Below are 26,949 nucleotides of genomic sequence, written 5' to 3' on the forward strand. Positions count from 1 at the left end.
GTTTTTGTAGGAGGAGTTGAAAAGTGGCACTGAATTTAACGCAGAAGATATTGAAAGCGCATTTGGTTTCAGGGGAGTTAAAAGCAGGAACAGAAATAGCAATTAAAATAGACCAGACCCTTACTCAGGATGCAACAGGGACAATGGCTTATCTTCAGTTTGAGGCAATGGGAATCCCGAGGGTCAAGACAAAGCTTTCGGTAAGCTATGTTGACCACAACACCCTTCAGACAGGTTTTGAAAATGCTGATGACCACCGCTATCTTCAGAGCGTGGCAGCAAAGTACGGGATATATTTTTCAAGACCCGGAAACGGAATCTGCCATCAGGTTCATTTAGAACGGTTCGGAGTTCCAGGACAAACACTCCTTGGTTCTGACAGCCACACGCCAACAGGCGGGGGCTTGGGAATGATAGCAATAGGTGCAGGAGGACTTGATGTTGCTGTTGCAATGGGCGGCGGACCATTCTATCTGACAAATCCTAAAGTTGTTCTTGTGGAGTTAAAAGGCGCTTTAAAACCCTGGGTTTCAGGAAAAGACATAATCCTTGAACTTTTAAGAAGGCTGACTGTAAAAGGCGGAGTAGAAAAAATTATTGAATATGGAGGAGAGGGAGTCAAGTCGCTGACAGTCCCTGAAAGGGCTACCATTACAAACATGGGAGCAGAGCTTGGAGCAACAACATCAATATTCCCGAGCGATGAGCAGACAAGGAAATTTCTGAAAGCCCAGAAAAGAGAGAAGATATGGAAAGAGTTTTCCTCTGACAAAGGGGCGACTTACTATGAAGTTATTACCATTGACCTTGATAAACTTGAGCCAATGATAGCAAAGCCTCACAGCCCTGATAATGTCTGCAAGGTTAAGGAAATCCAAGGAGAAAAGGTAAACCAGATATTGATTGGAAGTTGTACAAATTCATCCTACAGGGATTTGATGCTTGTGGCATCCGCCTTAAAAGGCAAAAAAGTACACCCCGATGTAAGCCTTGGAATCTCACCCGGGTCAAAACAGGTTTTTCAGATGATAGCCAAAAACGGAGCCCTTGCTGATATAATAGCATCAGGCGCAAGGATTCTTGAATCCGCCTGCGGTCCATGCATCGGGATGGGGCAATCACCCTGTAGCAAAGGAGCCTCCATTAGAACCTTTAACAGAAACTTTGAAGGCAGGTCAGGAACAAAAGATGGACTCATCTATCTCGCAAGTCCTGAAGTAGCAGTCGCGGCAGCAATAAAGGGAGTAATAACTGACCCAAAAAAACTTGGAAAATATCCGAAGATAAAATCCCCTGACAAATTTCTCATAGACGACAACATGGTAATTCCTCCGTCAAAAAATCCTGATAAGGTTGAAATAATAAGAGGACCGAATATTGCACCACTTCCAGTAAAAGAACCTCTTCCGTACACACTTGAAGGAAAAGTATTATTAAAAGTCGGTGACAATATCACAACAGACCACATAATGCCTGCCGGAGCCAAGATTCTGCCGCTGCGCTCCAACATACCACGAATTTCAGAGTATGTATTTGAAGTGGTAGACCCTGAATTTCCCAAAAGGGCAAAAGCAGAACACGGAGGTTTTATAATAGGCGGCGAAAACTATGGACAGGGGTCAAGCCGTGAACACGCTGCGCTTGCGCCAATGTATCTTGGAATAAAATTTGTGCTTACAAAATCCTTTGCAAGGATACACAGGGCAAACCTGATTAACTTCGGAATTCTTCCTCTGACCTTCTCAAACCCTGATGATTACAACCGTCTTGAGCAGGGTAACAGGCTTGAGATAAAAGATGTCCACAAATTACTTAAAGAAAACAATAAGCTGACAATAATAAATATTTCCAAAGGAAGCGAATTCAAAGCCTCTTATGACTTAACCAAACGGCAGAAAGAAATAATTCTGGCAGGAGGCTTATTAAATTATACTAAAAGAAATTCAATCTGAAATTTATTTAGAAAAAAACAAAATTCCACTTGATAAATATTTCAGTATTTAATATATAAAAATGCAAGCAAATAATATAAAAAAACTAAGTTTTCTTTTATAAGACAACAGAGAAAAAAAACTTTTTTAAAAGGGTGAAAAAAATGAAGATATTAACAATCAGGGAGGCAGCAAAAATATTAAAAATCAATCCACATACTGCTTACAGGTATGCCAAAGAAGGAAAAATACCTGCTGTAAGAGTTGGAAGAAACTGGAGAGTCATGGAAGAAGTTTTGGAAGAATGGCTTGTTAAAAAAGCAGGAAAAGACATTGGTGCCTGGCACAGGAAAAAACCTGAAAAAAAAGGCAAGAATTAATTAATCCAAGTTCTCGAATCGAGTTATTTTCATAAACCTGTCATTTTCCGGTTTTAGCTGCAAAGTCGTCTTGTTAAGAACTGTTTTTGTATTTAAAAAGTCCTAATTTTTCTTAATTTGCTTATCCCATTTTCTGATACCACTCTATAAAAAATATCGGAATCTGTCTTCACTACTTTTTTTTTCTTAACAAACGATTAAAAAACCTGCTATAAATTTTAGAAATTTTATTGAAATAGATTTCTATTCAATATATCAATATCAAAAGAAAAGGAGGATTTATAAAAATTTTAAAATCTGGAATATTCTTTTTTCTGCTTTTTCTTTTTATTGCTACAGGAATACACGCTGAGGTTGCGATTGTTTCTCTGGCAGGAAAGGGAGAATTTGGTTTTTCTGATGGAGAAGGCAATAATGCAAGATTCAATATTCCCATACGTCTTGCCTGTGATAAGGAAGGTAATATAATAGTAGCAGATATATTTAATAATTGCATAAGGAAGGTCACCCCAAACGGTTCTGTCAGCACAATTGCCGGAACAAAAGAAGGTGGTTACATAGACGGAGATTTGGGAAAGGCTAAATTTGGCGCTCCCCATGGTGTTGGCGTGGACAGCAAAGGGAATATCTTTGTTGCTGACCTTGGAAGTTCTACCATAAGAAAGATATCAACTGATAAAACAGTAACCACATTTGCAGGTTCAGGAAAACCAGGATTTAAAGATGGCAAAGGGAAAGAGGCTGAATTTTCATTCCCCCATGCAATAGCAATTGATAGCGAAGATAATCTTTTCATTGCAGATATCTCAAATAACAGAATCAGAAAAATAACTCCTGATGGAACCGTCTCAACATATGCAGGCAGCGGAGAAAAAGGATTCCGCGACGGCAATGCAAGCTCTGCGCAGTTCAATATGCCAATTGATGTGGCTGTTGACAAGAATGGAAATTTATATGTTGCTGATATAGGAAACCAGAGAATTCGCAAAATCCAAGCGTCTCCATCGAATTTCTGGGATGCTCTTTTAAGGTTTTTTGGTATAAAAAAAATTAATGTATATACTCTTGCTGGCAATGGAAGAACCGGATACAAAAATGGTAAAGGGAATGAAGCAAAGTTTAACGGACCCCACGGAATTGCAGTAGACAATAATGGAAATTTAATTGTAGCAGAACTTTATAACCATGTTATCCGCAGCATAAGCCAGGACGGAAAAGTATCAACGCTTTGCGGAAATGGAGAGAAAGGCGATATTGATGGAGATGGAATCAAAGCACAGTTTAACCAGCCCGGAGGTGTTACAATAGATAAGGATGGGAATATAATCATTGCAGACCTTTATAACCATAAGGTTAAGAAAATCATACTTAAATAGGGTTCAAGGATTCGAGGGGTTAGCTGACAGCCGGGAAAATTTTTTTTTACCAGGAGGACCTTTAATGCGTGATATGACAAGAGAAGAAATAAACCAGTTAATTAACGAATGGACATGGGGAACCCTGATGGTTGTTGATGAAAATAAACCCTACGGGGTTGAAGTTGCTTACTACACTGATGGTGAATATATCTATATGATTTCAAGCCCTATGGGAAGAACAGCAAAATGTTTTACCATTAATCCAAAAGTAGCCTTCAAAATCTGTGACACTGATTTAAAATTCAAGCGCTGGAAAGCCGTTATAGTTGAAGGAAAACTTGAAAAGGTAACTAATAAGGAAGATATTCTGAAAGCGTTCAAACTGTTAGCAAAAAAAATGGGAAGGCGTAAAGACATATACGAAGAAATTGCTGAAAAGCATTCAAAAAATTCTGAAAAGTCCCCTGTGCACCGCATCCGCATTGAAACAGTTGGAGGTAGATGTAATTTCTGAAGAGATACTTCTTGCCTTTTGAGGAGAATTTTAAAATCTAATGTCTTTAGCAATAAAAATATTTGCCATTTTTCTGTTAGTTGTTATCCTCTCAGTAACAGCGCTTTACCTGTTAATCCCCTATTTTATTGACATTAACCAGATTAAATCAACCGTTGCACAGGGACTGGAAAAATCTACAAACCGCAAAACATCAATAGATAAAATTACTCCGTCATTTGTCCGCGGTCCGGGGATAAAACTGGAAGGACTGAAAATTTTTGAAGAAAACGGAAAAGATGTTTTTCTTTCTGTTGACAGCCTGTACATAACTATTCGTATCACTTCGCTTTTTTCAGGCAAATTCAATCCAAAAAATATAATCATCAAAAACCCCGACATAAAGATAAAAAGAAATGAAAACGGTGAATTCAATATTAAAGGTATTATAGAAGCTTTAAAGAAAATAAAAAGAGATCCTGAGCTTCTTTCAAAAATCCTTCTTAGAAATATCTTAATAAAAAAAGGGGAAATTAGTTTTGATGACTTTTTCAATTTAAAAAAGCCATTTGAATCTCAGTATGAGGAGCTTGAAATAAATATTAAAAATTTTTCCTTTGTTAAACCTGTCAGCATCTTTTTTCTGTCGAATTTTCAGAACGAAAAAGGAGGAACAAGCTCGATTGAAGTTAAAGGGATGGTTGAAAAAATCCCGATGGATTTTGACCCGAGCAAAATCAAGATCACAGCAAGACTTGAAATAAATTCATTCAATCTTATTCAGTTTTTTCATTACTATAAAAACTTCTCACCATTTTCAAATCTTGACGGGATAACAAACATAAAAGCAGAATTGTCAGGAAATCTTCTGGGCAATTTTACTCTTAAAGGAGATGTACAGTTCAAGTCGCTGTTAGTTGCTTACCCAAAATTCTACACCAAACCGCTCCAGTCAAACTCTGGAAATTTAAGGTTTGATATGAAATCAGACAAAGACTCAGTTAATATTAAGGATTATCAGATTAAAATGGATAATTTAATCCTTAACGGATCCTTTTACCTGAAAAACCTTAAAGCAGAAGACAAGAGTATAAATTTAAATATAAGTTCCAACTCTTTTCCCTATGATGAATACAAGAAATATCTCCCTGAAAAAGTAATGCCCCAATCAGTTATAAGTTTTTTAAAAGAAAAACTCAAAGGAGGAGAAACAAAGTTAAACTCCTTAAGATTTGAAGGAAAAACAGAAGATTTTAAAAACCATAAATATCCTGAAAATCCAAATTTGATAACCCTTGATGCTGATGTTAACAATGTAGATATGCTTTTAAGAAACAACCTGAGTCCAATTAAAATTGTAAAAGGAAATATTTCCATGAAAGACGGAGAATTAATATTTGCAAACTTGAATGGAACCTTTGGGAAATCTCCATTGCAATTAACTTCAGGGAAAATTTTGAGCATATATAAATCTCCTGAACTGATTCTCAATTTAAAAGGTAATACAAGAATCTATGAAATAACAGAATTTTTTAAAGCAGGCTTTATGCCTAAATCTGTCAGTGCTGAAGCAAGAAAAATTCAGTCGTCAAACGGTTTTGCAAATTTAAACCTTTCAATTGGAAAACTTTTAAAAGAAAATTCTCCATTCAGTTATAGCGGTGAATTGGTTTTAAACGGAGGGAGTTTTCTTTACCAAAAATTGAATTTCCCTTTTTATAACCTGAATGGAATCGTTAAATTCAACAGCGATGAGATAAATATCAATAATCTGGCTGCAAAGATAAAAGACTCACGCATTACATTGAAAGGAACAATAAAAGATTACAGGAAAAACTCCTCTTCAGTCTCTTTATCTTTTAACGGAAATATATCCTCCGCAGTAATCAAACCGTTTTTTGGAAAAAACTCTGAAAAAATCAAGCCTGACGGTTTTCTGGAACTCAGCATAAAAGCTAAAGGAAAAACCATCAGCCCAAATCTTATTGGCAAAATTGATTTATCTGAAATGGGCTATAAGATTGGAGAGGGATTCAGCAAACAGAAGTTTCATCCAAATGAGTTAAGCATTGAAGGTCATCTGTTTGAAAAGAATACCCTTCATATTGACAAATCAACAATAATCCTGGGAACAAATGAACTCACAGCCACAGGAGATATTTATGATTTTAAAAGCCCCTCTCTTAGCATCTCCTTAAAATCAAAAGGATTTGATTTAAAAGAAGCACAGCAATCATTCCCGTTTCTTTTCAGACACGATACCACAGGAAAACTCGCTGGGGAAATTAAAATACTGGGAAAAGTTTCTGATGTAAAGGAATTAAAGCTTTCACCAAACTTTGGCTTGGAAGATGTGACTTTTAAAATAGGAAAATTCAGGGAAACACTGAATAAAATAGACGGCAACATTACATTTGATAAAGATTCCCTTTCTCTTTCCAACACAGACATAACTATTGGCAAAAGCAGGTTAATTCTGAATGGCAGGATATCAAATTTTAAAACCCCAAAGATGGATTTTGATATAAAATCGCCATCATTAAATCTTAATGACTTTTTCACGAAAGAAACTGCAGATAAAGATAAACGTGAAGGATTTAAATTCAGCAATCTTGAATTATCAGACCTCGCTGGAAGGCTTGATTACAATAACGGACTGGTTAGTATTGAAAACTTAAAATCCAAATGCTGGGATGGAAATATTATTTTAAACGGTATGTTTGATTTCAGCAGGAAGAATGAATACCGTTTCCAGTTCTCTAATGAAACAAAAAATAACGACATAAAAAAAATTCTTGGTTACCTTGGTATTAAGGATTCTGATATGCGTGGGAAAATAGACATCAAGGGAAATTTAGGAAGTTTAGGAGAAAACGGTGAAGAAATTAAAAATAATCTCAACGGAAATATATCCATAGATTCAAAGAATGGAAAAATTAAGAAAACAGGGCTTAATATTTTTTCAAAGGTTCTGACATTTTTCAATGTTTTTAAATGGCACGAATTCTGGATCAAGGACGTTCAGGTTAACGGAATGCCATATAAAAACCTCACAGGAGATTTTTTAATAAAAAATGGAATTGTATCTACTGAAAACCTTTTCCTTGACGGAAATGCAATGAAAATATCTGCAATTGGCAGTATTGACATACCTAAGGGTACAATAGATATGAAATTAGGGGTTCAGCCTTTAAGCACAGTAGATACCATAGTAAGCAATATCCCTGTAATCGGGTATATTCTCGGAGGTGAAAACAAGAGCATTGTAATTGCACATTTTAAAGTAACAGGGGATTTAAAAAATCCTGATGTTGAATCAATACCTATCCAGAGTCTTGGCACTGGAATTCTTGGAATATTTAAGAGGATCTTTACCTATCCAAAATATCTTATATCACCATAGAAGCAGTATTTCCCAGTTGTCCGCATGCAGCAAGAATATCAGTTCCTCTGCTTTTCCTTAAGTTCACAGTGATTTTTTTTGACTTCAGAAAGCTCTGAAATTCCAAAACCCTTTCAGGAGGAGATGGCAGGAACTCTGAATCAGGGAAAATATTGAAATTAAGCAGGTTAATCTTTGCTTTTATTCCTTTAAGAATCCGCACAAGTTCTTTTGCGTCTTCTATGCTGTCATTGAAATCCTTTATTAAGATATACTCAAAAGTAATCATGCTTTTTTTCTGCAAAGGATAAGTTCTAATCGCTTCCATCAACTCTTTGAGAGGAAAAAATCTGTTAACAGGCATTAGTTTTCTTCTTTTTGCATCATTTGGAGCATTTAATGAAACAGCAATGCTTATGTTTAAACCGGACTCCATCAGCTTTTTTATCCCCGGGATAACTCCGCAGGTTGAAAGGGTAATGCGGCGCGATGAAAAATCAAATCCACCCCTGTCAATCATTATCTCCACAGCTTTTTTAACATTTTCAAAATTATCAAGCGGCTCTCCCATCCCCATTATTACAAGATTTGTTAGCTCGTTGCTCTTTTCCAAATCTCTTTTTACTTCCAGAATCTGGTTTAAAATTTCTGCGCTGGTGAGGTTTCGTTTAAATCCTTTTTTCCCTGTAAGGCAAAACCTGCATCCTCTTGCGCATCCGACCTGAGTCGAAATACAAAGCGTAATCCTCTTCTTGTTAGGAATCAGGACACTCTCAATAAAATTCTTGTCAGCAAGAGCAAATATATATTTCCTTGTGTTGTCAGAGGAGGATAAGATTTTTTTAATTGCCAACCTGCTTAAAAAAGCCTTTTCAGAAATCAGTGACCTGTTGCTCTTGGAAGCATTGCTCATCTGGCTGAAACAGGTGATTCCTTCCTTGAAAACCCATTTTTTTATCTGGGAAGCCCTGTAACCCTCAAGTCCAAGTTCAGCAAGAAAGATATCAATTTCAGGCAGACTCAGATTCAATAAGTCAGTTTTTTCCATAATTATATATCAAATCCAAATGACGAAGGAATTTCAAAATTTTAGTATGCTGTCATAATTAGTTCTTTGTATTGTCATTGCGAGGGACGAAGTCCCGAAGCAATCTCAAAAGGAGATTCCTTCGCTTCGCTCGGAATGACAATAGGGTAAAGTTATTTACAGGACAGGACAATAGCTTACAGCTATCAAAGCTATTTTGACCTTAGAGCTTTAAACTTTATCTATGGTATAAATCTTCAGCTATATCCTCTAACTCCAGTTCCAGCAATTTTTCCTTTTTAGGAGCCGTAGTTTCTTTGTCCCAACCGCGGCAGTCATAATAGTCGTCAAGCATTTTTTCAATACCCTCTTTTTTAAACGTTTTTCCCCTCCATTTATCACCATCAGCTGGTTTTTCAAAAAACATTGACGGCACTCTGTCATTCTTTCTGCTAAAGCCGCCAACTCTGAGATTAAACGCCTGCTCAACAGGCAAAACATCATCTATTATCAATCCCCGCAAATGGTCTGTTCAAATTCCTCGCTCCCTTTCCCGATTCTTGATGCTGCAACCTTCTGCCCATCACACAGAATTTCTCCAAATCCCTTTTTATGAGCCATCTGCTCAATAAGCGAATAGACTGTTTTAAAATTTCCCCATTCAAGCTTTATCCCTTCTGTATCCTCGCTTTTTGAAATTGCATTAACAGGGCATGCTTTCTGGCACGGAGGGTTTTTGCAGAGCTTGCAGGTTACAGGGTAATCTATGAGATGTTCAACTGTAACAACCCTTATTCTTGAAAGCCAGGGGGCAAAAATTCCTTCATGCCTGAATGAACAGACTATCTCGCATAGCCTGCAACCAGAGCAAACAGCAGGGAATTTACCTTCTTCAAGAATTATTTTTTTATCTTTAACCATAATTTTCATTTGAATTTATAAACAAAAACTGTAATGTCAAATGAAATATGGCAAACAAACTTGATTCAACTTTGGGTAGTGGCAGGTCTCCTGACCTGCCATCAAGAAATATGAAATATAGTGAAGGCTATCACTTTATTACAATAGTGACAAACAATCGTATCAAGGCATTTAAATACAAAGAAATAGCTATGATAGCTATAAAGGTAATTTCATTTTATGAAAAGAGGTTTGATTACAAACTTATAGGATTTATTATTATGCCATATCATATTCACTTTATCTGTGAACCAATTAAAAATATTTCTAGTTATGAAAATCCTCTTAGGAAAGGTTTATGCAATGATATATTTGATTACGAGTTCTCAGATATTAGACGGTATTTCGGGTCAGGAGACCCGAAGCTACCCTGACTTATAAACAATTTCATATTCATGGCACAAACTGCTGACTGCATAATAATTGGTGGCGGGATTATAGGAATAAGCATTGCCTATAATCTTGTTAAATGCGGATTAAAAAATGTAATCCTTCTTGAAAAGAAGGAATTTCTTGGAACAGGCTCAACTGCAAAATCTGCAGGAGGAATAAGGCACCAGCATTCAACTGAAATAAATATCAGAATGACTCTTGAAAGCGTTAAAATCTTAAAAACCTTTGAAGATGAGATGGAAGTTAATATTGATTTCCGGCAACACGGTTATCTGCTCCTTGCTGCAAGTGAAATAACCCTTTCAGAATTAAAAAAAAATGCAAAACTTCAGAAATCGCTCGGAGTAGAAGTAAGCCTCTTGTCTCCAATAGAAATAAAAACTATTGTTCCTCAATTAAATATTGATGATATCCTTGGCGGAACATTCTGCCATCAGGATGGTTATCTTGACCCCAATGGACTTATGTACGGCTATTCCAAAAATTTTAAAAAACTCGGAGGAGAAATTCTTACTTCAACTGAAGTGACAGGAATAAAGGTAAAAAATGGAAAAGTTTTTTCAGCAGTGACCAACAAGGGGGAAATCCAGTCAGATATAATTATCAACGCCGCAGGTCCCTATGGCGGCAAAATCGCAGAAATGTCCGGACTGAAACTCCCTCTCACGCCTCTTAAACGGCAGGTCTTTGTTACTGATGTCTTCAAAGAAATCAGCCCGACTACGCCAATGGTAATAGACCTTGATGCCCCGTTTTACTTTAGACCCGAACAAAGCGGAGCAATTCTTATGAGCATGGCGGACAAACAGGAAACTTCCGGATTTGACACAACCCTTGACTGGAGTCTTCTTGAAAAGGTTGTAGAAAAAGCAATCCACAGGGTCCCTGTTTTAGAAAACGCAAAGATTATAACAGGCTGGGCAGGATTGAGGACGCTTACTCCTGACCAGAATGCAATTCTCGGAGAGGTTGCCGCCTTAAAAGGTTTTATCTGCGCTGCCGGATTCAGCGGTCACGGCATAACACACGCCCCGATAGCAGGGAAACTAATCTCCGAGCTTATTATTGATGGAAAAACAGAAACCCTTCCAATCATTGAAATGAGCCCTGAAAGGTTTGCAGACGGAAAATCAGGTTATGCAAATGGCGTGATTTAATTTATAAAAATTTCCCTTTACAGATTTTTTTAATCTGTGATAATGAAAAAAATAGTCAGAAGGGTTTAATGGTTTAATGATTGAAGATTTTAGATTTTAAAAATTAAAAAGCTGAGAGCTGTATGGTGACAGCTTATATCAAACTTTTGCCTTTTGATTTTCACTTGAATCCTTGAACCCTCAAACCCTTGAAACCTTTTTTACAGGAGACAAACCATGGCTGGAGAACGCAAGGAAAAGGAAAAAGCTATTGATTTAGCCTTTGCCCAGATTGAAAAGCAGTTTGGCAAGGGTTCAATAATGAGGCTTGGTGCTGAACACGTTGTGCAGGATATTCCTGTTATCTCAACAGGTTCTTTAAGCCTTGACATTGCCCTTGGTGTTGGAGGTCTGCCTCGGGGAAGAATAATAGAAATCTTTGGTCCTGAATCATCAGGTAAAACAACCCTTGCCCTTCACGCTGCTGCAGAAGCGCAGAAAATCGGAGGAATAACTGCCTTCATAGATGCTGAACACGCACTGGATGTCTCCTATGCAAAGAGGCTTGGCGTAAGGACAGATGACCTTTTAATCTCCCAGCCTGATACAGGTGAACAGGCGCTTGAAATAGCAGAAGTCCTTGTAAGAAGCGGTGCAATTGACCTGATAATAATTGACTCTGTTGCAGCATTGGTCCCAAAAGCCGAGATTGAAGGTGAGATGGGGGATGCCCATATGGGCTTACAGGCAAGGCTGATGTCTCAGGCTCTCAGAAAGCTTACAGGCATTGTGAGCAAGTCAAACAACATACTAATATTCACAAACCAGATAAGACATAAAATTGGTATCTTTTTTGGTAATCCTGAAACAACATCAGGCGGAAATGCTCTCAAATTTTATGCCTCTGTGCGGCTTGACATCAGGAGAATTGCCTCAATAAAAGAAGGACAGGATATTGTTGGAAACAGGACAAAAGTAAAGGTTGTCAAAAACAAAGTCTGCCCGCCCTTTAAAGAGGCTGAGTTTGATATAATGTATGGAGAGGGTATTTCCTCTGAAGGAGACATTCTTGATAAGGGAGTTGAATTGGGAATAGTAGAAAAAGGCGGTGCTTGGTTTTCCTACGATGGCGACAGGATTGGTCAGGGCAGGGAAAATGCAAAACTCTTTCTCAAGGAACACAAGGATACCTGTCTTGAGATAAAGAAAAAGGTTTTGGAAAAAAAGGACTTGTTGAAAACTAGTAAATAACCCCACGCTTTCGCACAGGGTATTCAGGTTGTGTTTTTCATAAACAAAAATTCGGTTAGATTATTTTGAGTAAGCGTTAAGAAGCTTGATTGGTAGTCAGGCTAAGATAAGCCTATACCTGTTTTATACAATACCAACAAACCCCTTCTCCACCCATCCCCTCATATCCTTTGAACCATGGGGAAGTTTTATTTTTAACCACCCATCGCTCTCATCAAGAATTTCAATTTCTGTCCCTTCATGGAGTTTAAACAGGATTGTATCATTACTGCTATTTCCGGACCTCACCGAAACCTCTTCTGCAAGCACAACTCCATCCTTAAGGTTTTCCATCACGTAAAACTTTGTTGCTGCTGAAATTCCGCTTGAAAGCATTATAAAGAGTGAAACAAAGAAAACGGCTCTTAAGAGAGGCAAGGGTTTAAAAATCTTCAAAATAGCTGAAATCCAGAATATTCCATTGAAGACAAGAAATATCATGAAAAGCTCTTTAAGATTTAAACTGTAATACCAGAAAAAAATTCTTCTGCGAATTTCCGGGTCTTTTATTTCTGTTCTATCTTTAATATTCTGCCTTGCATAATTAAGATTTGCAGTTAAATCCTCATCCCGAGGACTATATAACTTACCATTCTTGTAATTGAAAATAGCCCTTCCTGTTTCTCCTTTTCTGAAATAGCAGTTCCCAAGGTTATAATAGAGCAAACCATTTCTGATTCCTGAGTTTAAAAGCTTCTCGTATAATGAAATAGCCCCGTCATAGTCGCCTTTATTGTATGCCTGGTTTGCTTCAAGAAAAATATTAGAGGGTTCATCTGAAGAAAAAACCGGAAGGGAAATCAGCATTATGGAAAACAGGAAAAAAAGAACAAAAACTTTCATATAGGAAATCTCCTGAAATCCCTTTCAAGAACATTCAACAGCTCTTCACCGGATATCAAAAGCTCTTTTTTCTCCTCAGGAGATAAGCCTCCGGAAACAAACTTTTTATACTCAAGGTTCTCAAGGAAACTTTTAACTTTTTCAACAGTCTTCTCATTTATTCCTGCAGTTCCAAGCCTTTCCCCTATTTCAGCAGGGGTAAGAGCAGAACCTGCAACATTCAGTTTATCTCCAAGATATTCCCTGACAGTCTTGGACAGAATAGTAAAGAAGGCATCTTTATAATTCTCCCTGCACTTCCTGGCTTCTTTAAGTCTTTTTTTTGCCTCCCCGATGGCTCTCCTGTTTCTTGCAAATTTTATGTCCTTCATGTAACGGTCACTTCTTTTTTTATACACAAGACATGACAGATAGGACAGAAAAGGGATTATTGAAAAAGCAATATAAAGAGGGTCTGACAAATTTAGCCTCTGGTCTTTCAAAGATGAAATTGATGTGTTTATTGGAAGGATATCTCTTTTTAAAACCTTAATTGACTCCTGCAAACTTTGTCCTTTAAAACCTTCTGCAATACGCAATCTTTCATCCTCGCCTCCGGGCAATCCTGTGAAAACAATCTTCTTAGAGCTTATAGTTTCATATTTTCCGGTTTCAGGATTAAAAAATGAAATTGTTACAGGAGGAATATTCAGAATTTCTGTTTTTAAAGGAATAATTGCTTTCTTGAAAATTTTTTCCCCGATTAAAGAATCCCCGTCAATACCAATTTCAACCCTTGGCTGGTCATTATAGATTTTAAATTCAGAAGATTCTTTTAAAAAAGGTTCAGGAATATTTCTGATATTCCCTTTTCCTGAAATTTCCAGATCAAGAGTAGCTGATTCTCCAACCTTAATCTCATTTTTGCTTAAGCTTGCAGCGATTTTAAAATTTCCAACAAGGTTGTTAAAGTCTTTAGGTCTGTTTTCTTTTGGCAGAGGCTTTACATTTACAATAATCGGTTTTGTGCTGAGTATTTTTTGTTCAATTCTTCCGCTACCGAAAAAAGGGTCATCAAAAAAACCTCTGCTTTTTGATCTCCTGACAATTCCAAACTTAATTCTTGAAGAAAAAATCTCAAGCTTGCCTGCTTTTAATGGAAAAAGAACTGTTCTGATTTCATATACAAGGTACTGTTCTCCGTTAATTACCTTGCTAAGTTCTCTCTCTTTTCCAAGCTCCTCAGCGATAAAACCCTCAAAGGCAGGTTTTTCAATACTTGCTTCCGAGACAGGAATTTTTCTGAAAAAGCGGATTGTATAAACTATCTGCTCATTCATATAGGGGTTTGGGTTGTTTATCTCCGCGGTCAGGAAAAACTCCTTTGAATCTGAATCTTTTCTTGATTCACCTGACAAAGACAGAACTTTTATCTTTATTGGTGCTGTTCTGTAAACCTTTCCTTGGACTTCAACCTGTACCTGACCAATAGTGAAATCTCCCTCTTTCTGAGGAACCAGAATGTAGTTAAAAGACTTAGAGGCGCTTAAAGTGCCATTGATTATTTTCACTTCAGAAGATGTTCCGCTTGACATGACCTGAAAGCCCTGAAGAGACGGAAGAACCGGATCTCCCATTCTCTGTGCCCCGTTCACAGCCACAGACAGGGTTATCTGGTCATCCATTGTCGCCTCTGTTTTGTCAACTGTTGCTGTAACAGTAATCTCAGAAGCTGATGCTGGAAAGATAAAAAATAAAAAAATAAATATTGATGCTAATATAATTGGTTTCAGCTTTACCATAATCTTATCAGTCATAATAAATTATCACGTGCTTTCGCGCGTGGCTTTTGAGTTTATTTTGTTTGTTTGTCATTGACCCAAAAATTCCATCGGACAGGCGGGAATGATAAACTTTGACTCTTTCTATCCACTAACTACTCTTTATTCCCTACTATTACAGCTTATAGCTGAAATCACCAGTCCCTTGATGGAGTGTAAGGCATTACTCTTCTTTTCATCGCATCTCCCAAAACAGGGTTTTTCTTCTCCTCCTTAAGGCTGTTTAACAGCATTTCAGCTTCTTCTTTTGAAAGCTGCCTTGTATTCATTTTGGATTTCCCTTCATCCTTGGGTTTCTCGTTTTCCTTTTCTCCTTGTTGTTGACCACTCTGATTCTGTTTATCTTTCTGCTTGTCCTGCTGAGCAGAATTCTTTAAATCCTCTCCCTCCTTCTTATTCTCTTTTCCTCCATCTTTTTTATCTTCACCCTTCTTGTTTTCATCCTTTCCTTTCTCATTCTTATCTTTACCAGCCTCCTTTTGCTCATCCATCTCTTTTTCCAATTTCTCCATTACAAGTTCCAGATTATGCCTGGCATCTTTATCCTCAGGGTCAAGTTCCAGAGCTTTTTTATAATATTCAGCTGATTTATTTAAATTCCCTTTTCTGTAGAAGCAGTTTCCAATATTATAATAAGCGTTTTCCTTAAGTGGTTTCAAATGAGTATCCTTGCTGTTATTTACTACATCAAGATATCCCTTTATTGCTTCATTATAGTTTTTAGTCTTATACTGAGCATTTGATACATTATACTTCACTCTGATATCCTTAGGATTTTCAACCTGAGCTTTAAAAAAGGTATTTAATGCCTCCTTATAATTTTTTTTATCAAAATGCTCTTTTCCTTCTTTGAAATAGCCATATATTGATTTTGCAGAAGCAATAGACGGATTAAAAAATATTGCAAAAAACAACAGGCAGATTATTCCGTAATTAAATACCATTATAATGCCTTTCTTCTCTCTCTGATAAAAAACTCTCCAACCACAAAACATAACCCTGCAAAAACAAACCACTGGAATCTCTCTTCCCAAACCTTTTCTCTTGTTGCTTTAAAAACCTTCTTTTCTGTTTTCTCTTTTATTTCCTCTCTGTAGATTTTTTCAAGGTCCAAATCCCCTGCCACAGACCTTACATAGCTTCCGTCTGTTTCAAGCGCAATTTTCTCCAGAGTCGACTCATCAAGCCTTGAAATTACAATATCGCCTTCAGGATTTTTCTTAAAACCTCCCTGAGAACCCTTTAATGGAATTGGAGAACCTCTGGCATTTCCTATCCCTATGCAGAAAATCTTAACCCCCTGTTTTTTTGCTTCTGATACAGCATTTATAACTTCTCCTTCCTGGTCTTCTCCGTCAGTAATAAGGATTAATGCTTTTGACCTGCTTTTTGCGCTTCCAAAAGCCTGAACTGATTTAATTATTGCATCAGCAATTGCTGTTCCTTTAACAGGAATTAAATCAGGGCTTAAAAAGTCCAGAAAAATCTGGCACGCACCGTAATCAAGAGTGAGAGGACAGAAGACAAAGCTTATCCCAGAAAATGCCACAAGCCCTATCCTGTCTCCTTCAAGCATCCTGAGAAGATCTGAAACCTTTCTCTTGGCTCTTTCAAGCCTGTTTGGTTTTATATCTTCAGCTAACATACTGTCAGATACATCAATGGCAATTATAATATCAATCCCCTCCCTTTTTATTTCTTCCCAGTGAAACCCCCAGAGCGGTCTTATTAGCGCAAAAATCAAAAAAACAGATCCGAAGATGAGAAGGCTTTTTTTCAGGATATATCTGCTCTTCTTTATCCCCGGAGCAAGTTTTTCAAGAAGAACCTTCCCGCAAAACTTTTCAAGAAGCCTCTCCCTTTTGCGGTAAGAATAGACAAAAAACCCGAGCATCAAAGGAATTATCCAAAACATATATAAAAATGAAAGGTTGCCAAATTTCATAGTATTAACTCAAAGGTATAAATCCTAAATTCTCCTTTTCACGGTATCTTTCTCAGCCACGTATTGCTGAAAATCATCTCCATTAGTATTGCAATTATCCCAATAACTAAAAAATAATAAAATAGTTCATTATATTCATAAAAAGTTTTTATTTCCACTTTGGTTTTTTCCATCGCATCTATCTGCCTGTAAATCTTAATCAAAGCCTCTGAGTCCACAGCCTTGAAATACTGGCCTCCGGTAATCTTTGCTATGTCCTGAAGTGTCTCTTCATCAATGTCAACGCTCTGATAGATGTACCTTTTGCCAAAGAATGTATCCACAAGAAACGGAACTTCTCCATGCGTTCCAACTCCTATTGTATATACCTTAATCCCGTAGGTACGGGCAATTTCCGCAGCCGTCTGAGGGAAAAGGCTTCCAAAATTGTTTCTTCCATCTGTAAGAAGAATAATCACTTTTGATTTGCTCTTGATGTTTTTTATTCTTTGTACTGCTATACCCAGCGCAGAACCGATGGCAGTACCATCCCCTGCAACTCCAATCTTTACATTCTGAAGAAAGCTCAGCAATATGTTGTAATCAAGCGTTAGAGGGCACTGGGTAAAAGCATGTTCAGCGAATACTACCATTCCGATTCTGTCATTCACTCTCTTGTTTATGAATTCTCGTACCACCCTTTTTGCAATTTCAAGTCTGTTGACCCTCTCACCGTTAATCTCAAAATCCATTGCCTGCATGCTTCCTGAAGTGTCAAGGACTAACATTATATCTATCCCCTCTGAAGTTACTTCTGTGAACTTGTTCCCGCTCTGAGGTCTTGCAAGACTGACTATTATCAGCATAATTCCGGCAATCCGCAGCAATACCAGAATGTATCTGAATCTTACAGTCCTTGGAATCCTGAGCCTTTTAAACCTCTCAATTGAAGAATACTGAATCCTTCCGCTTCTGCTTCCCTTTTTGTAATCATAAATGATAAAAGAAATTATTAATAGCAGGAGAAGAAACCATGGGTCATGGAATTTAAACATAATTAATCTCTGTGAAATATCTTCTTAAAAATTCTTATGTCTAGAACTGTTTTGAATTTGGAATTTGTGATTTGGAATTTAATGCTTCCCCTTCCTCTTTTGTTCCTTCAATGAACTTCAAAAAATCCTCTTCAATTCTTTCTGTTTCTTCTTTTAAAGGAAAATGCTTGGCAAATTTTACCAAATCAGTTGTCAGAAGAAAATCCCTGCCAATCAAAAAATGGCTTTCTGGAAAAATTCCTGTTTTCTGAATTAATGGAATAATCTCTTCCGAGGTTCGCTCAGTGGCAGGGAATAAAAACCTTTTTTCAAGGTATCTTCTGAAAATTTCAGAAAAGGCAAAATAAAACTTTTGGTATTCCCCGTTCTCTAAGAATCTTTTTTCCTTTAGCTGAGTAAGCTCCCTGAAAGCAATCTCATGTGGAGGTATGAAAATCTGAGCCTCAGTTTTTTTCTTCCTGTTCTTAAAATAAAAATAACCCAACAGGACAAGGCATATAAGGATTATTATTATTGCGGCAATTAATAAAATTTTTCTGTAGTCTCTTTCTATTTTCTCAAGTGGTTTAATATCAATAATATCCCTTTCCCTGCCTTCTGATAATCCCCCTGAATCCCCCTTTGTCAAAGAGGGACTAAGGGGGATTTTTTCTTTTTCAAAGGAAGATGATAGCAGGTCAGGAGACCTGCCACTACCCTGGGTAGAATCGGGTCTCCTGACCCTATTTTCATTAATCCCTAAACTGTTCTGCGAAAAAAATGCTCCCATTGAAAGAGAATAGACTAACAGGATAAATATTAATGAAAACAACAGAACCTTTTTTGAAATCATCTATATCATCCTCTTTTCTCTCATCTTGAAAAACTTTATTATCGGGTGCACATAGGGGGCATCAGTTCTTATATCTATGCTGTCAAGATTTATTGCTCTAAAGAAACTTTTCCTCTGGGCAAGCTCGCTTTTCACCAAAAAATCAAATCCTTTTCTGAACATGTAATCTCCTGTATCAACTAAAATATTCTCCCCTGTTTCAGCATCTTCTATTTCCATTAAACCGACTTCCGGAAGTTCTGTTTCCTTGGGGTCGGTTACAGTTATTGCTATCAAGTCATGCTCCTTGTTTGTAATCTTAAGAGGTTTTTCATAGCCTGCAGTTAAAAAATCAGATATTAAAAAACATATGGCTTTTCTGTTCAGAACTCTGTTCAAGAAATCAAGGGCAACCCCTATATCAGTTCCCTTATGCTTTGGAGTATAACTCAGTACCTCTCTTATTACTCTCCATACATAGCTTTTTCCTTTTTTGGGAGGGAGGAACTTTTCGACCCTGTCAGAAAAAATCAGAAGCCCGACCTTATCATTGTTCCTGATGGCAAGGCATGCAAGAACTGCAGCTATTTCAGCAGAAAGCTCATTTTTAAAACGGCTGACTGTTCCAAACCTTCCTGAATAAGATACATCAACAAGGAGCATTACAGTCAGTTCTCTTTCTTCCCTGTAAACTTTTACAAAAGGTGTCCCCATCCGGGCTGTAACATTCCAGTCAATTGACCTTATATCATCACCTGGCTGGTATTCCCTGACCTCCTCAAACTCCATCCCTCTCCCCCTGAAAGCAGACTCATATTCACCAGCCATAACTGCATTTACAAGGTGTTTTGTCCGGATATGGATACTCTTTATTTTCTTTAGAATTTCAGAAGAAAGCATAAATTAACCTATAACTTATGACTCATAACTTATGACTCATAATAAAAAGGGTTCAAGGAGTCCAGGTGTCAAGGGTTCAAGTTAAAATCAAAGTGCCTGCCTACCGTCAGGCAGGCAAAATGACAAATTAAAATTTAAAGATTCAATTCAAAAATTTTGATATTTTATTTTTTCTTTTATTACACTTGACCCTACACCCTATGACCCTTTGACCCTCGTCCTAAGGTACGTCAATCTTCTCTAAGATTGTCCTGATTATATCATCAGTGGTTAAATTCTCTGCCTCTGCCTCATAGGAAAGAATGATTCTGTGGCGCAGTATGTCAGGGCAGATTAGCTTCACATCCTGTGGAGTAACATATCCTCTTCCCTGAATAAATGCATAAGCCTTTGCTGCCTGATTTAAATATATTGATGCCCTCGGAGAAGCACCGTACTGTATCAGGTTGCCGATATTCAGACCATATTGGCTCGGATTCCTTGTGGCAAAAACTATTGCCACAATATAGTCCTGAATTTTTTCATCTATGTAAACCTGTTCTATCATCTTTCTTGCCTCAAGTATTTCTGATGGCTCTATGACAGCTTCAGTCTTTATTTCTGTTAGCGATGAAACCCTTTTCATAATCTCTTTCTCTTCAGCCTTATTCGGGTAACTCACCCTTAGTTTCAGCATAAAGCGGTCAACCTGTGCCTCTGGAAGAGGGTATGTTCCTTCCTGCTCTATCGGGTTCTGCGTAGCCATTACAAGAAAAGGCTCTTCAAGCTTAAAAGTCTGCTCCGCCAGAGTAACCTGTCTCTCCTGCATTGCCTCAAGAAGCGCAGACTGTACCTTTGCAGGAGCCCTGTTTATTTCATCAGCCAGGATTATATTGCTGAAAATAGGTCCCTTTTTTATTGTAAAGATTCCATCCTTTGGAAGGTAAATCTGTGTTCCAAGAAGGTCAGCAGGCAGGAGGTCTGGCGTGAACTGGATTCTCTGAAACTTGGTGTTGATTGCCTTGGCAAGTGTTTTTACTGCTGTTGTCTTTGCAAGGCCCGGAACCCCTTCTACCAGTATATGCCCGTTTGAAAGAATCCCGAGCAAAAGCCTTTCAATCAAATACTGCTGTCCCACAATCACCCTGCTTATTTCAGAAATTAATTTTGCAATAAACCTGCTCTTTTCTTTGACCTTTTCGGTAATCTCAGGAATAGTAAGTGCCATAATACCCTCCAATGATTCTGTTTATATGCGCTGCTGTAACATCTGCTGAAATTTTGATTTTCAGCAGGCACAGGCTCTGCCTTTACCAATCTGTTTTGAAACAAAAATAATTTTATAATTTTAAATATCAAAACATAGATGTCAAATCAATGTTAAAATTATTCATGGTAGGGAAGAACAAAGAATTAACCAATTTTACACCCAAAAAACATTATTATGGTGAGACAGGGTTTTCAAAAAAACGTTCCTTTCTCACAAATTAACCCTTCAAGGGAGATTGAAAAACCCATTTATATTTATCTGTTTTACAAATCCAAATTATCTGTCTAATGAGATTTTCTGTGGAATAACTCTGCTGGCTGGATGAGGTTAAAATCTGTTTGATGGGCAAAATGGCATAAATTTACCCCACTTTACTACTCACTATATATTTGTTAAATTACTATAAATTCTTGACTTTAAAACAGATAAGTTTTATTAAATAAAAAAAATAATTTTCATTGATGGGATTGTAGGGTAGGTTCGTCTACTGTCAGGATATATAGAAAGTGAGGTAAAATAAATATGCCGGTAAAAGATGAGAAAAAAATAACAGAAGCCTTAATAATTGCAATGAAGAATGAACTCAGAGTCATAGAACTTTACTCCAATTGCGCAAAAAGAGAACTTGCCGAGGATAGCAAAAAGAATCTCAAGGTTTTAATAAAAGATGAAGAAAGGCACATGCATCTTCTGAAAGAAGCCTTTGAAAAAACTCTCGACAAGAAACTTGATACCTCAAAACTCAAGAATGTCTCTTTGAAAACAGTAAAAGTAATCAAGGATGACCCCTCATATCTTCATATTGTTGACATAGCCATCGGATACGAGAAAACAGAAAAAGAACATTTTGAAAAATCCGAGGCAGCGCTTAATATTAAAGAGCTTAAAGACCTTTTTAAATCCCTCATAATAGATGAGCAGAATCACCTTGACATTTTAGAAAAGGAACGCAAATCAATCCTTGGACAACCATTTGATGAGTATGAACTTGATTTCTATGTTAGAGAATAAGGATAAATCATGCTTACAAAAGAAAAGGTAAAAAGCTTCATTCAGGAAAACTGCAACCCCTCTCTCACAGGAATCTCAAGCGCTTCACCTTTCAGCAGTGCTGACAAAGAACGCTTCAGGAATTGCATGAGAGCCCTTAAAGAAGGAAATCCGATCCACTCCAATGAAGAGCTTTTCAACTGCACTGATTTTATGGAAGACGCAAAGGCAGTAATTGTACTTGCAACTAATTCCTATTTTGGGGAAATAGCTCCAAGAGCTAATGAGAAAATAAATCCTGTTGGAGAGATAGGCGATTTTTATATGAATGATAATATTATTAACTCCGGAATGGAAAAATCCGGCAAGATAGTAAATTTCCTGAAAAGCAACGGATTTGAAGCAGAAGTGCCTTTTGTCGGATTTTCCCAGAAAGCTAAAGCAGCAGAGGCAGGAATAGGAAAGATAGGGAAGAATACCCTTGTAATAAATGAAAAATACGGGTCATGGCTTACACTTTCAACTATAATCACAAATGCCCCTCTTGAGCCTGACAGTCCTGCAAAAGATGACTGCGGTAAATGCAACATCTGCGTTGAAGCCTGCCCGACAGACGCCCTGTCAAAACCCTATAACCTGAATGTTGGCAAATGCATAACCTATTTTCTATGCCATCTGAAAACAGAGATTCCAAGGCAGTACAGGGAAGCAATTGGTGTCAATATAGGCAACTGCACAATCTGCAGCGATGTATGTCCCTATAACAAACAAGACCTCGCAATTAACAAAAAAGACAAAATGCCTGATGAGGTAATCTATCCTGAGTTGATTCCTTCTTTAAATATAACTGAAGAAAAGTATCAGGAAAAATACGGAGTAAAATTTTTTGATTTCATAATGGGAGGCAGAAGATATTTCAGAAGAAATGTCGCTGTTGCCCTTGGAAACTCAAAATGCGAAAAAGCTGTTCCGGAACTTTTGAAAGCCCTTGTGGACGAAGATAAACTTGTCCGCTCACATACCGCCTGGGCTTTAGGGAAAATCAGCGGAGAAAAGACTAAGAAGGGGCTTGAAAAGGCTCTTTTGCTGGAAACAAACCAGAGTGTAAAAGAAGAAATAGAATCAGCTCTTAAATCAAATTATTAGATTCTTCAAATCTCTTAAATCGTTTATAACAAAATCAGGATTGGCTTTTTCAATATCTTCCTTTTTACAAAACCCATAAGTGACGCCGCAGGTAAAAACCCCTGCAGACTTTCCTGCCTCAATGTCAATCGGATTGTCACCAATCATCAGAGTCTTTGACTGATTGATATTTAATCTCGCAAGAACATTCAGAATCGGTTCAGGAGACGGCTTCCTCTGCAATGTATCCTCAGGTCCAAGAACCACATCAAAATAATCTTCTGCCCCAAGCCCTTTAAGAATGGCAACAGAAAATTCCCTGTTCTTGTTTGAAATTACTGCCTTCTTCTTTGGACTGAAGAACTGAAGGGTTTCTCTCACTCCAGGATATAAAACTGTGTTATCAAGAAGGTGTTTCTCATGGTGTTCCCTGAAGAAATCAATCATCTCTGGTGCTCTGCTGTCTTTATCTGAACCAAGCACATCTTCCATCAGTTTCTTTATCCCTGAGCCAATGTAGCTTTTTACCTTTTCTTCATCAAGCCTTTCAAGCCCAAGCCTTTCAATGGTAAAATTCAAAGAGATGGCAATATCTTTTAAAGAATTTATCAAAGTTCCATCAAGGTCAAAAATTATGAGGTCAATCTGTTTCATGCTATAGCTCTCAGCTTTCAGTATTATTAACTATGTCGCAATGTCATTGCAACTGTCTCATAATCCTCGCCCGTCCTTGCGAGGAGCGATAGCGACGAAGCAATCCAGACGAAATTACCACAAACCGATAAATCGGCTCTCGTAATAACCCTTTGGGTCAGATTGCAGGACTAAAGCCCTTCGCAATGGCAGGCGAGGGACCTGCTTGCAATGACGAAAACACGAGTTTTTTGACAATCTGTAAAAACCTGTTTCTACAGTTTTTAAAAAAGTTTTTTTGCTTTAACATTAAAACAAGGGATTTAAAATTTCCAAGGGAAAATTATCTTAACTGCAGAATTGTAATAGGAAAGAAACAATATTAACAACCTCTGCTAAGTCTTAATCAATCCTTTTCTAATCTTTTCACGAAATACCTTCTCTCTTTTATTCAGCACTTTAGAGGAAAGAATGTTAATTTCTTCTAACCAGTTGAGCTTCCATTCAGCAGAAGAATCCCTGAATTTTCGCAATACCTCAATCGGATAGATATAAGCAGGATGCTTTTTAGTTTTTCGCGGCATATTTTTACTCTTCTTTTTGCAATATTTTAAGCATTGCAATATCAGACAAATCTTTATCCCGTCCAGCCTTCTTTTTCATCTTAATAATGTCATTAATAGACACTAAATGAATAACAAAATCCCCTGCACAACAATAATTCTATTTTAGCAGAACATCTTGGAAAATATCAGGCTGGAATTTTCTTAATGAACTAACAGTGTTGCCTTAGAAGCCCCTCCCCCAATCAGCGAGCCAAAGGAAATCGAGTCGCCGTCTTTAAGGACAGTATTTAATTTCTGGGGATAGTTGGCTTCATAGTCAACAGGATGGTTATTAAGATAAACATTTGCTCTTGTAACTTTCCCCTGCATTGAATCCATTGTCAGGATTGCCCGCTTCTGGAACATGTAGCCGTATTTATTAATAAGAAAGGTAATAGCATCATTTACGGTTGAACCGTCTTTTATCTCTATTTCCTCTTCAACTTTTTTTGTAACATCAAGAGTCAGGTTGTAGTATCTTACCTTTATTTTCATAACATTTATTTCTTAGAATTAGTTTCTGTAAGTATTATAGGATTCAAGGAGCAAGGGGTCAAGTAAAAATCAAATCCCCCTTTTCCCCCTTTTCTAAAGGGGGGTTGGGGGAATTTTTAACTCTCGAATCCTCAGTAGTCACCAACAACCTGCCTGCACCTCATGATTTAAGAAGCAGGCAGATGTCGGCAATTTCAAAAAGTTGTTATTCTTTATCTTTCTTCTTAGCCTTTTTCGCTTTTTCCCTTGCAATATATTTTTCCCTGTACGGTTTCAGTTCATCCGCAACATATTCAAGCCCCAATTCCCTCAGGCGTTTGTCTCCGGGAAAACCGGTCTCAGGTTCATACTGTCTGAGCTTGTAATATTCAGGCAGCATATCATCAATTGGCAGAACTTTTCCTGAACTTGCAGTCGGGTTCTCTGGCATCGGCTCGTGTGTGAACCTTCTTGGAACCACATCATCGTTCTTGCCGCTTAACTGTCTTGACCAGTAAGCCCTTTCAAGGTTGTAGATTCTTTCTCCAATTAACAGAACCTCTTCCTCTGTAAAGTCAAGCCCTGTAACATAATTCAGCATTGGAACCAGATGCTCATTTCTGCATCCGTATGACCAGTGGGTGTTGAAACAGCAGACCTGCAGGCAATCAACAAATGCCTTGTGATGCTCTTCCCACCAGACCATCTTTGGTTTTCCTGCTGTTGTCAGAGGTTTTGAACATTCCTCAGTTCCTACAATTTTTTCATTCAGCCCTGGATATAGATATCCGGAAAGTTCAAGGCAGCACAGTGACCTCAAGTGGTCACAGCCTCCGCGTGTTCCCATTGCAAAGCTTAAACCATAGCCAAAACCCAAACCTCTTGGGTCGTCACCGGGCAGAGACATACCTCTTGTTGAAACAAGGCAGTCTTCGCCAACACCGAGTTTTTTAGCAGCAATTGTCGGTCCCTCTGCAAGGATATCTCCAAATCCTTCCCTGTAGGTCATCATTCTGAGGAGTTTGTCAACAATCTCTGCATCTCCCCAGTTAAGCTCAAGCCCTCCAGTATCCTTTGCAGTCAGGTAACCCTTTTCCCAACATTCCATTGCCCAGCTTATTGAAGCTCCTGCCTCGATGGCATCCATTCCAAAATTATTTGTAAGGACTGCCCCGTGCAGGCATTCGTTGGAATCAATTATTCCGACCCTTGGTCCTGTTGGCACACAGGCTTCATACTCAGGCCCGCCTGTGTATTCACCGGCATATTTTCCATCCCTGATTTCGCTGTGTATTCCGCACACAATCGCGCAGGAAAAACATCCCTCTTTGCCTTTCAGATGCTTTTTTGTCCATACTTCTCCGGAGATGTTTCTTGCATCAGGGTGGTAACCGTATTTCAGGTTCTTCCATGGAAACCACCCCATTTCATAGTTACATGGCATAATGAGAACCAAGCTTCCATAGGCATACAAACCCTGTGCCATCGGGTCATTTCTCATGGTCTTACGCCATTCGCTTGTTATTTCATAAAACTTTTCAGGATTGGCAATTTTTACCCCGCCTGTTCCCCTCACAGCAATCGCTTTTATGTTCTTTGAGCCGATTACTGCACCGTGTCCTGTTCTTCCTGCTGCCCTGTAGCAGTCATTGAAGGTACAGGCAAAGCGGACAAGATTTTCTCCTGCAGGACCAATGGTAACAATATGGATATCCTTATCCCCCAGCTCTTCCTTGATTATCCTGTCAGCATCCCTTGGGTATTTTCCCCATATATGGGCTCCATCCCTTATCTCAATCTTGTCATCATCAATCCAGATGTATGATGGTTTTGGCGCTTTCCCTTTAAGAATTATCTGTTCATAGCCTGCAAATTTCAGCTCTGCTCCCCAATGGCCACCCATGTTGGAGTCACCAAAACCGCCTGTTAAAGGAGATTTTGCAGTAACAGTAACCCTTCCCGTTGAAGGTCCGAATGTTCCAGACATTGGACCAACGCCAAGGCACACTACGTTGTCAGGAGAAAACGGGTCCACATCAGGACCAACCTCGTTATAAAGAACTTCTGAGTTGTATCCCCTTCCGCCAAGCCATTTACGCCGGTATTCATAGGGAGTCTCTTCAATCTCCCATTTACCCTTAGTAAGGTCAAACCGGATTCTTTTTCCTCT

26 protein-coding genes are annotated in these 26,949 nt (G+C 38.0%); 11 read left to right on the plus strand and 15 right to left on the minus strand.

Annotation, left to right across the window (positions count from 1 at the left end; genetic code table 11):
- Window positions 1–23: 23 nt before the first annotated feature.
- The 5 genes from A3H37_09425 (at window position 24) to A3H37_09445 (ending at window position 7,565) form a co-directional block, all read left to right on the plus strand.
- Window positions 24–1,952 (plus strand): aconitate hydratase, encoded by a 1,929-nt coding sequence (locus tag A3H37_09425; GenBank protein ID OGL51562.1) that lies wholly within the window; start codon window positions 24–26, stop codon window positions 1,950–1,952.
- A gap of 143 nt (window positions 1,953–2,095) precedes the next feature.
- A complete protein-coding gene (locus A3H37_09430; protein ID OGL51563.1) occupies window positions 2,096–2,311 on the plus strand; it encodes a hypothetical protein in 216 nt (71 codons plus the stop codon).
- Window positions 2,312–2,613: 302 nt separating this feature from the next.
- The gene (locus A3H37_09435; GenBank protein ID OGL51564.1) at window positions 2,614–3,687 is read left to right on the plus strand and encodes a hypothetical protein; all 1,074 of its coding nucleotides are present in this window, start codon (window positions 2,614–2,616) and stop codon (window positions 3,685–3,687) included.
- A 64-nt stretch (window positions 3,688–3,751) separates the two neighbouring features.
- Complete coding sequence (locus A3H37_09440; protein OGL51565.1) at window positions 3,752–4,183, plus strand: hypothetical protein; 432 nt, start codon at window positions 3,752–3,754, stop codon at window positions 4,181–4,183.
- A gap of 40 nt (window positions 4,184–4,223) precedes the next feature.
- A complete protein-coding gene (locus A3H37_09445; GenBank protein ID OGL51566.1) occupies window positions 4,224–7,565 on the plus strand; it encodes a hypothetical protein in 3,342 nt (1,113 codons plus the stop codon).
- Here A3H37_09445 and A3H37_09450 read toward each other — a convergent pair.
- From A3H37_09450 to A3H37_09460, 3 genes are all read right to left on the minus strand, one after another.
- Entirely contained in the window at window positions 7,552–8,592 is a 1,041-nt protein-coding gene (locus tag A3H37_09450; protein ID OGL51567.1) for a 23S rRNA (adenine(2503)-C(2))-methyltransferase, read from the minus strand. The two genes, A3H37_09445 and A3H37_09450, sit on opposite strands and share 14 nt — an antisense overlap.
- A gap of 217 nt (window positions 8,593–8,809) precedes the next feature.
- Window positions 8,810–9,085, minus strand: a complete 276-nt coding sequence (locus A3H37_09455) for a hypothetical protein (GenBank protein ID OGL51568.1) — start codon at window positions 9,083–9,085, stop codon at window positions 8,810–8,812.
- Window positions 9,082–9,492, minus strand: coding sequence for a hypothetical protein (locus A3H37_09460; protein ID OGL51569.1), 411 nt, complete (start codon window positions 9,490–9,492; stop codon window positions 9,082–9,084). Before A3H37_09460 ends, A3H37_09455 begins: the two co-directional genes overlap by 4 nt.
- A gap of 47 nt (window positions 9,493–9,539) precedes the next feature.
- On the opposite strand from A3H37_09460, the gene A3H37_09465 reads away from it, so the two are divergent.
- From A3H37_09465 to A3H37_09475, 3 genes are all read left to right on the plus strand, one after another.
- On the plus strand, window positions 9,540–9,905 hold the full coding sequence (locus A3H37_09465) for a hypothetical protein (GenBank protein ID OGL51570.1): 366 nt from the start codon (window positions 9,540–9,542) through the stop codon (window positions 9,903–9,905).
- A gap of 21 nt (window positions 9,906–9,926) precedes the next feature.
- Window positions 9,927–11,081, plus strand: coding sequence for a hypothetical protein (locus tag A3H37_09470; GenBank protein ID OGL51571.1), 1,155 nt, complete (start codon window positions 9,927–9,929; stop codon window positions 11,079–11,081).
- A 216-nt stretch (window positions 11,082–11,297) separates the two neighbouring features.
- Window positions 11,298–12,311 carry a recombinase RecA gene (locus tag A3H37_09475; protein OGL51572.1) on the plus strand — a complete coding sequence of 338 codons (1,014 nt, stop codon included), beginning with the start codon at window positions 11,298–11,300 and terminating at the stop codon, window positions 12,309–12,311.
- Between the two features lie 123 nt (window positions 12,312–12,434).
- On the opposite strand, the gene A3H37_09480 is transcribed toward A3H37_09475, so the two are convergent.
- The 8 genes from A3H37_09480 to A3H37_09515 all read right to left on the minus strand — a co-directional run bounded on the left by A3H37_09480 (window position 12,435) and on the right by A3H37_09515 (window position 20,910).
- Entirely contained in the window at window positions 12,435–13,193 is a 759-nt protein-coding gene (locus A3H37_09480; GenBank protein ID OGL51573.1) for a hypothetical protein, read from the minus strand.
- The gene (locus tag A3H37_09485; GenBank protein ID OGL51574.1) at window positions 13,190–14,989 is read right to left on the minus strand and encodes a hypothetical protein; all 1,800 of its coding nucleotides are present in this window, start codon (window positions 14,987–14,989) and stop codon (window positions 13,190–13,192) included. Before A3H37_09485 ends, A3H37_09480 begins: the two co-directional genes overlap by 4 nt.
- A 158-nt stretch (window positions 14,990–15,147) precedes the next feature.
- Window positions 15,148–15,957, minus strand: coding sequence for a hypothetical protein (locus tag A3H37_09490; protein OGL51575.1), 810 nt, complete (start codon window positions 15,955–15,957; stop codon window positions 15,148–15,150).
- Window positions 15,957–16,958 carry a hypothetical protein gene (locus tag A3H37_09495; protein OGL51576.1) on the minus strand — a complete coding sequence of 334 codons (1,002 nt, stop codon included), beginning with the start codon at window positions 16,956–16,958 and terminating at the stop codon, window positions 15,957–15,959. The genes A3H37_09490 and A3H37_09495 overlap by 1 nt, the downstream gene beginning before the upstream one ends.
- A 38-nt stretch (window positions 16,959–16,996) precedes the next feature.
- A complete protein-coding gene (locus A3H37_09500) occupies window positions 16,997–17,995 on the minus strand; it encodes an aerotolerance regulator BatA (protein ID OGL51577.1) in 999 nt (332 codons plus the stop codon).
- Window positions 17,996–18,032: 37 nt separating this feature from the next.
- Entirely contained in the window at window positions 18,033–18,824 is a 792-nt protein-coding gene (locus tag A3H37_09505; protein OGL51578.1) for a hypothetical protein, read from the minus strand.
- Window positions 18,825–19,703, minus strand: coding sequence for a hypothetical protein (locus tag A3H37_09510; GenBank protein ID OGL51579.1), 879 nt, complete (start codon window positions 19,701–19,703; stop codon window positions 18,825–18,827).
- Between the two features lie 220 nt (window positions 19,704–19,923).
- Window positions 19,924–20,910 (minus strand): ATPase, encoded by a 987-nt coding sequence (locus A3H37_09515; GenBank protein OGL51580.1) that lies wholly within the window; start codon window positions 20,908–20,910, stop codon window positions 19,924–19,926.
- Window positions 20,911–21,474: 564 nt separating this feature from the next.
- Here A3H37_09515 and A3H37_09520 point away from each other — a divergent pair.
- Together A3H37_09520 and A3H37_09525 are read left to right on the plus strand one after the other, a co-directional pair.
- A complete protein-coding gene (locus tag A3H37_09520; GenBank protein OGL51581.1) occupies window positions 21,475–21,963 on the plus strand; it encodes a hypothetical protein in 489 nt (162 codons plus the stop codon).
- 9 nt (window positions 21,964–21,972) lie between these two features.
- Window positions 21,973–23,088: a hypothetical protein gene (locus A3H37_09525; GenBank protein ID OGL51582.1), complete on the plus strand. Its 1,116-nt coding sequence runs from the start codon at window positions 21,973–21,975 to the stop codon at window positions 23,086–23,088.
- On the opposite strand, the gene A3H37_09530 is transcribed toward A3H37_09525, so the two are convergent.
- Window positions 23,077–23,721, minus strand: a complete 645-nt coding sequence (locus A3H37_09530; GenBank protein OGL51583.1) for a hypothetical protein — start codon at window positions 23,719–23,721, stop codon at window positions 23,077–23,079. The genes A3H37_09525 and A3H37_09530 overlap by 12 nt on opposite strands.
- A 185-nt stretch (window positions 23,722–23,906) precedes the next feature.
- Between A3H37_09530 and A3H37_09535 the strand changes: the two genes are divergently transcribed.
- Complete coding sequence (locus tag A3H37_09535; GenBank protein OGL51584.1) at window positions 23,907–24,086, plus strand: hypothetical protein; 180 nt, start codon at window positions 23,907–23,909, stop codon at window positions 24,084–24,086.
- A 9-nt stretch (window positions 24,087–24,095) separates the two neighbouring features.
- Here A3H37_09535 and A3H37_09540 read toward each other — a convergent pair whose 3' ends face one another.
- From A3H37_09540 to A3H37_09550, 3 genes are all read right to left on the minus strand, one after another.
- Window positions 24,096–24,284 carry a hypothetical protein gene (locus tag A3H37_09540; GenBank protein ID OGL51585.1) on the minus strand — a complete coding sequence of 63 codons (189 nt, stop codon included), beginning with the start codon at window positions 24,282–24,284 and terminating at the stop codon, window positions 24,096–24,098.
- Between the two features lie 183 nt (window positions 24,285–24,467).
- Entirely contained in the window at window positions 24,468–24,800 is a 333-nt protein-coding gene (locus A3H37_09545; protein OGL51586.1) for a hypothetical protein, read from the minus strand.
- Window positions 24,801–25,005: 205 nt separating this feature from the next.
- Window positions 25,006–26,937: an aldehyde ferredoxin oxidoreductase gene (locus tag A3H37_09550; GenBank protein ID OGL51603.1), complete on the minus strand. Its 1,932-nt coding sequence runs from the start codon at window positions 26,935–26,937 to the stop codon at window positions 25,006–25,008.
- Window positions 26,938–26,949 lie beyond the last annotated feature (12 nt).

The organism is Candidatus Schekmanbacteria bacterium RIFCSPLOWO2_02_FULL_38_14, assembly GCA_001790855.1.
Taxonomy (GTDB): Bacteria; Schekmanbacteria; GWA2-38-11; order GWA2-38-11; family GWA2-38-11; genus 2-02-FULL-38-14-A.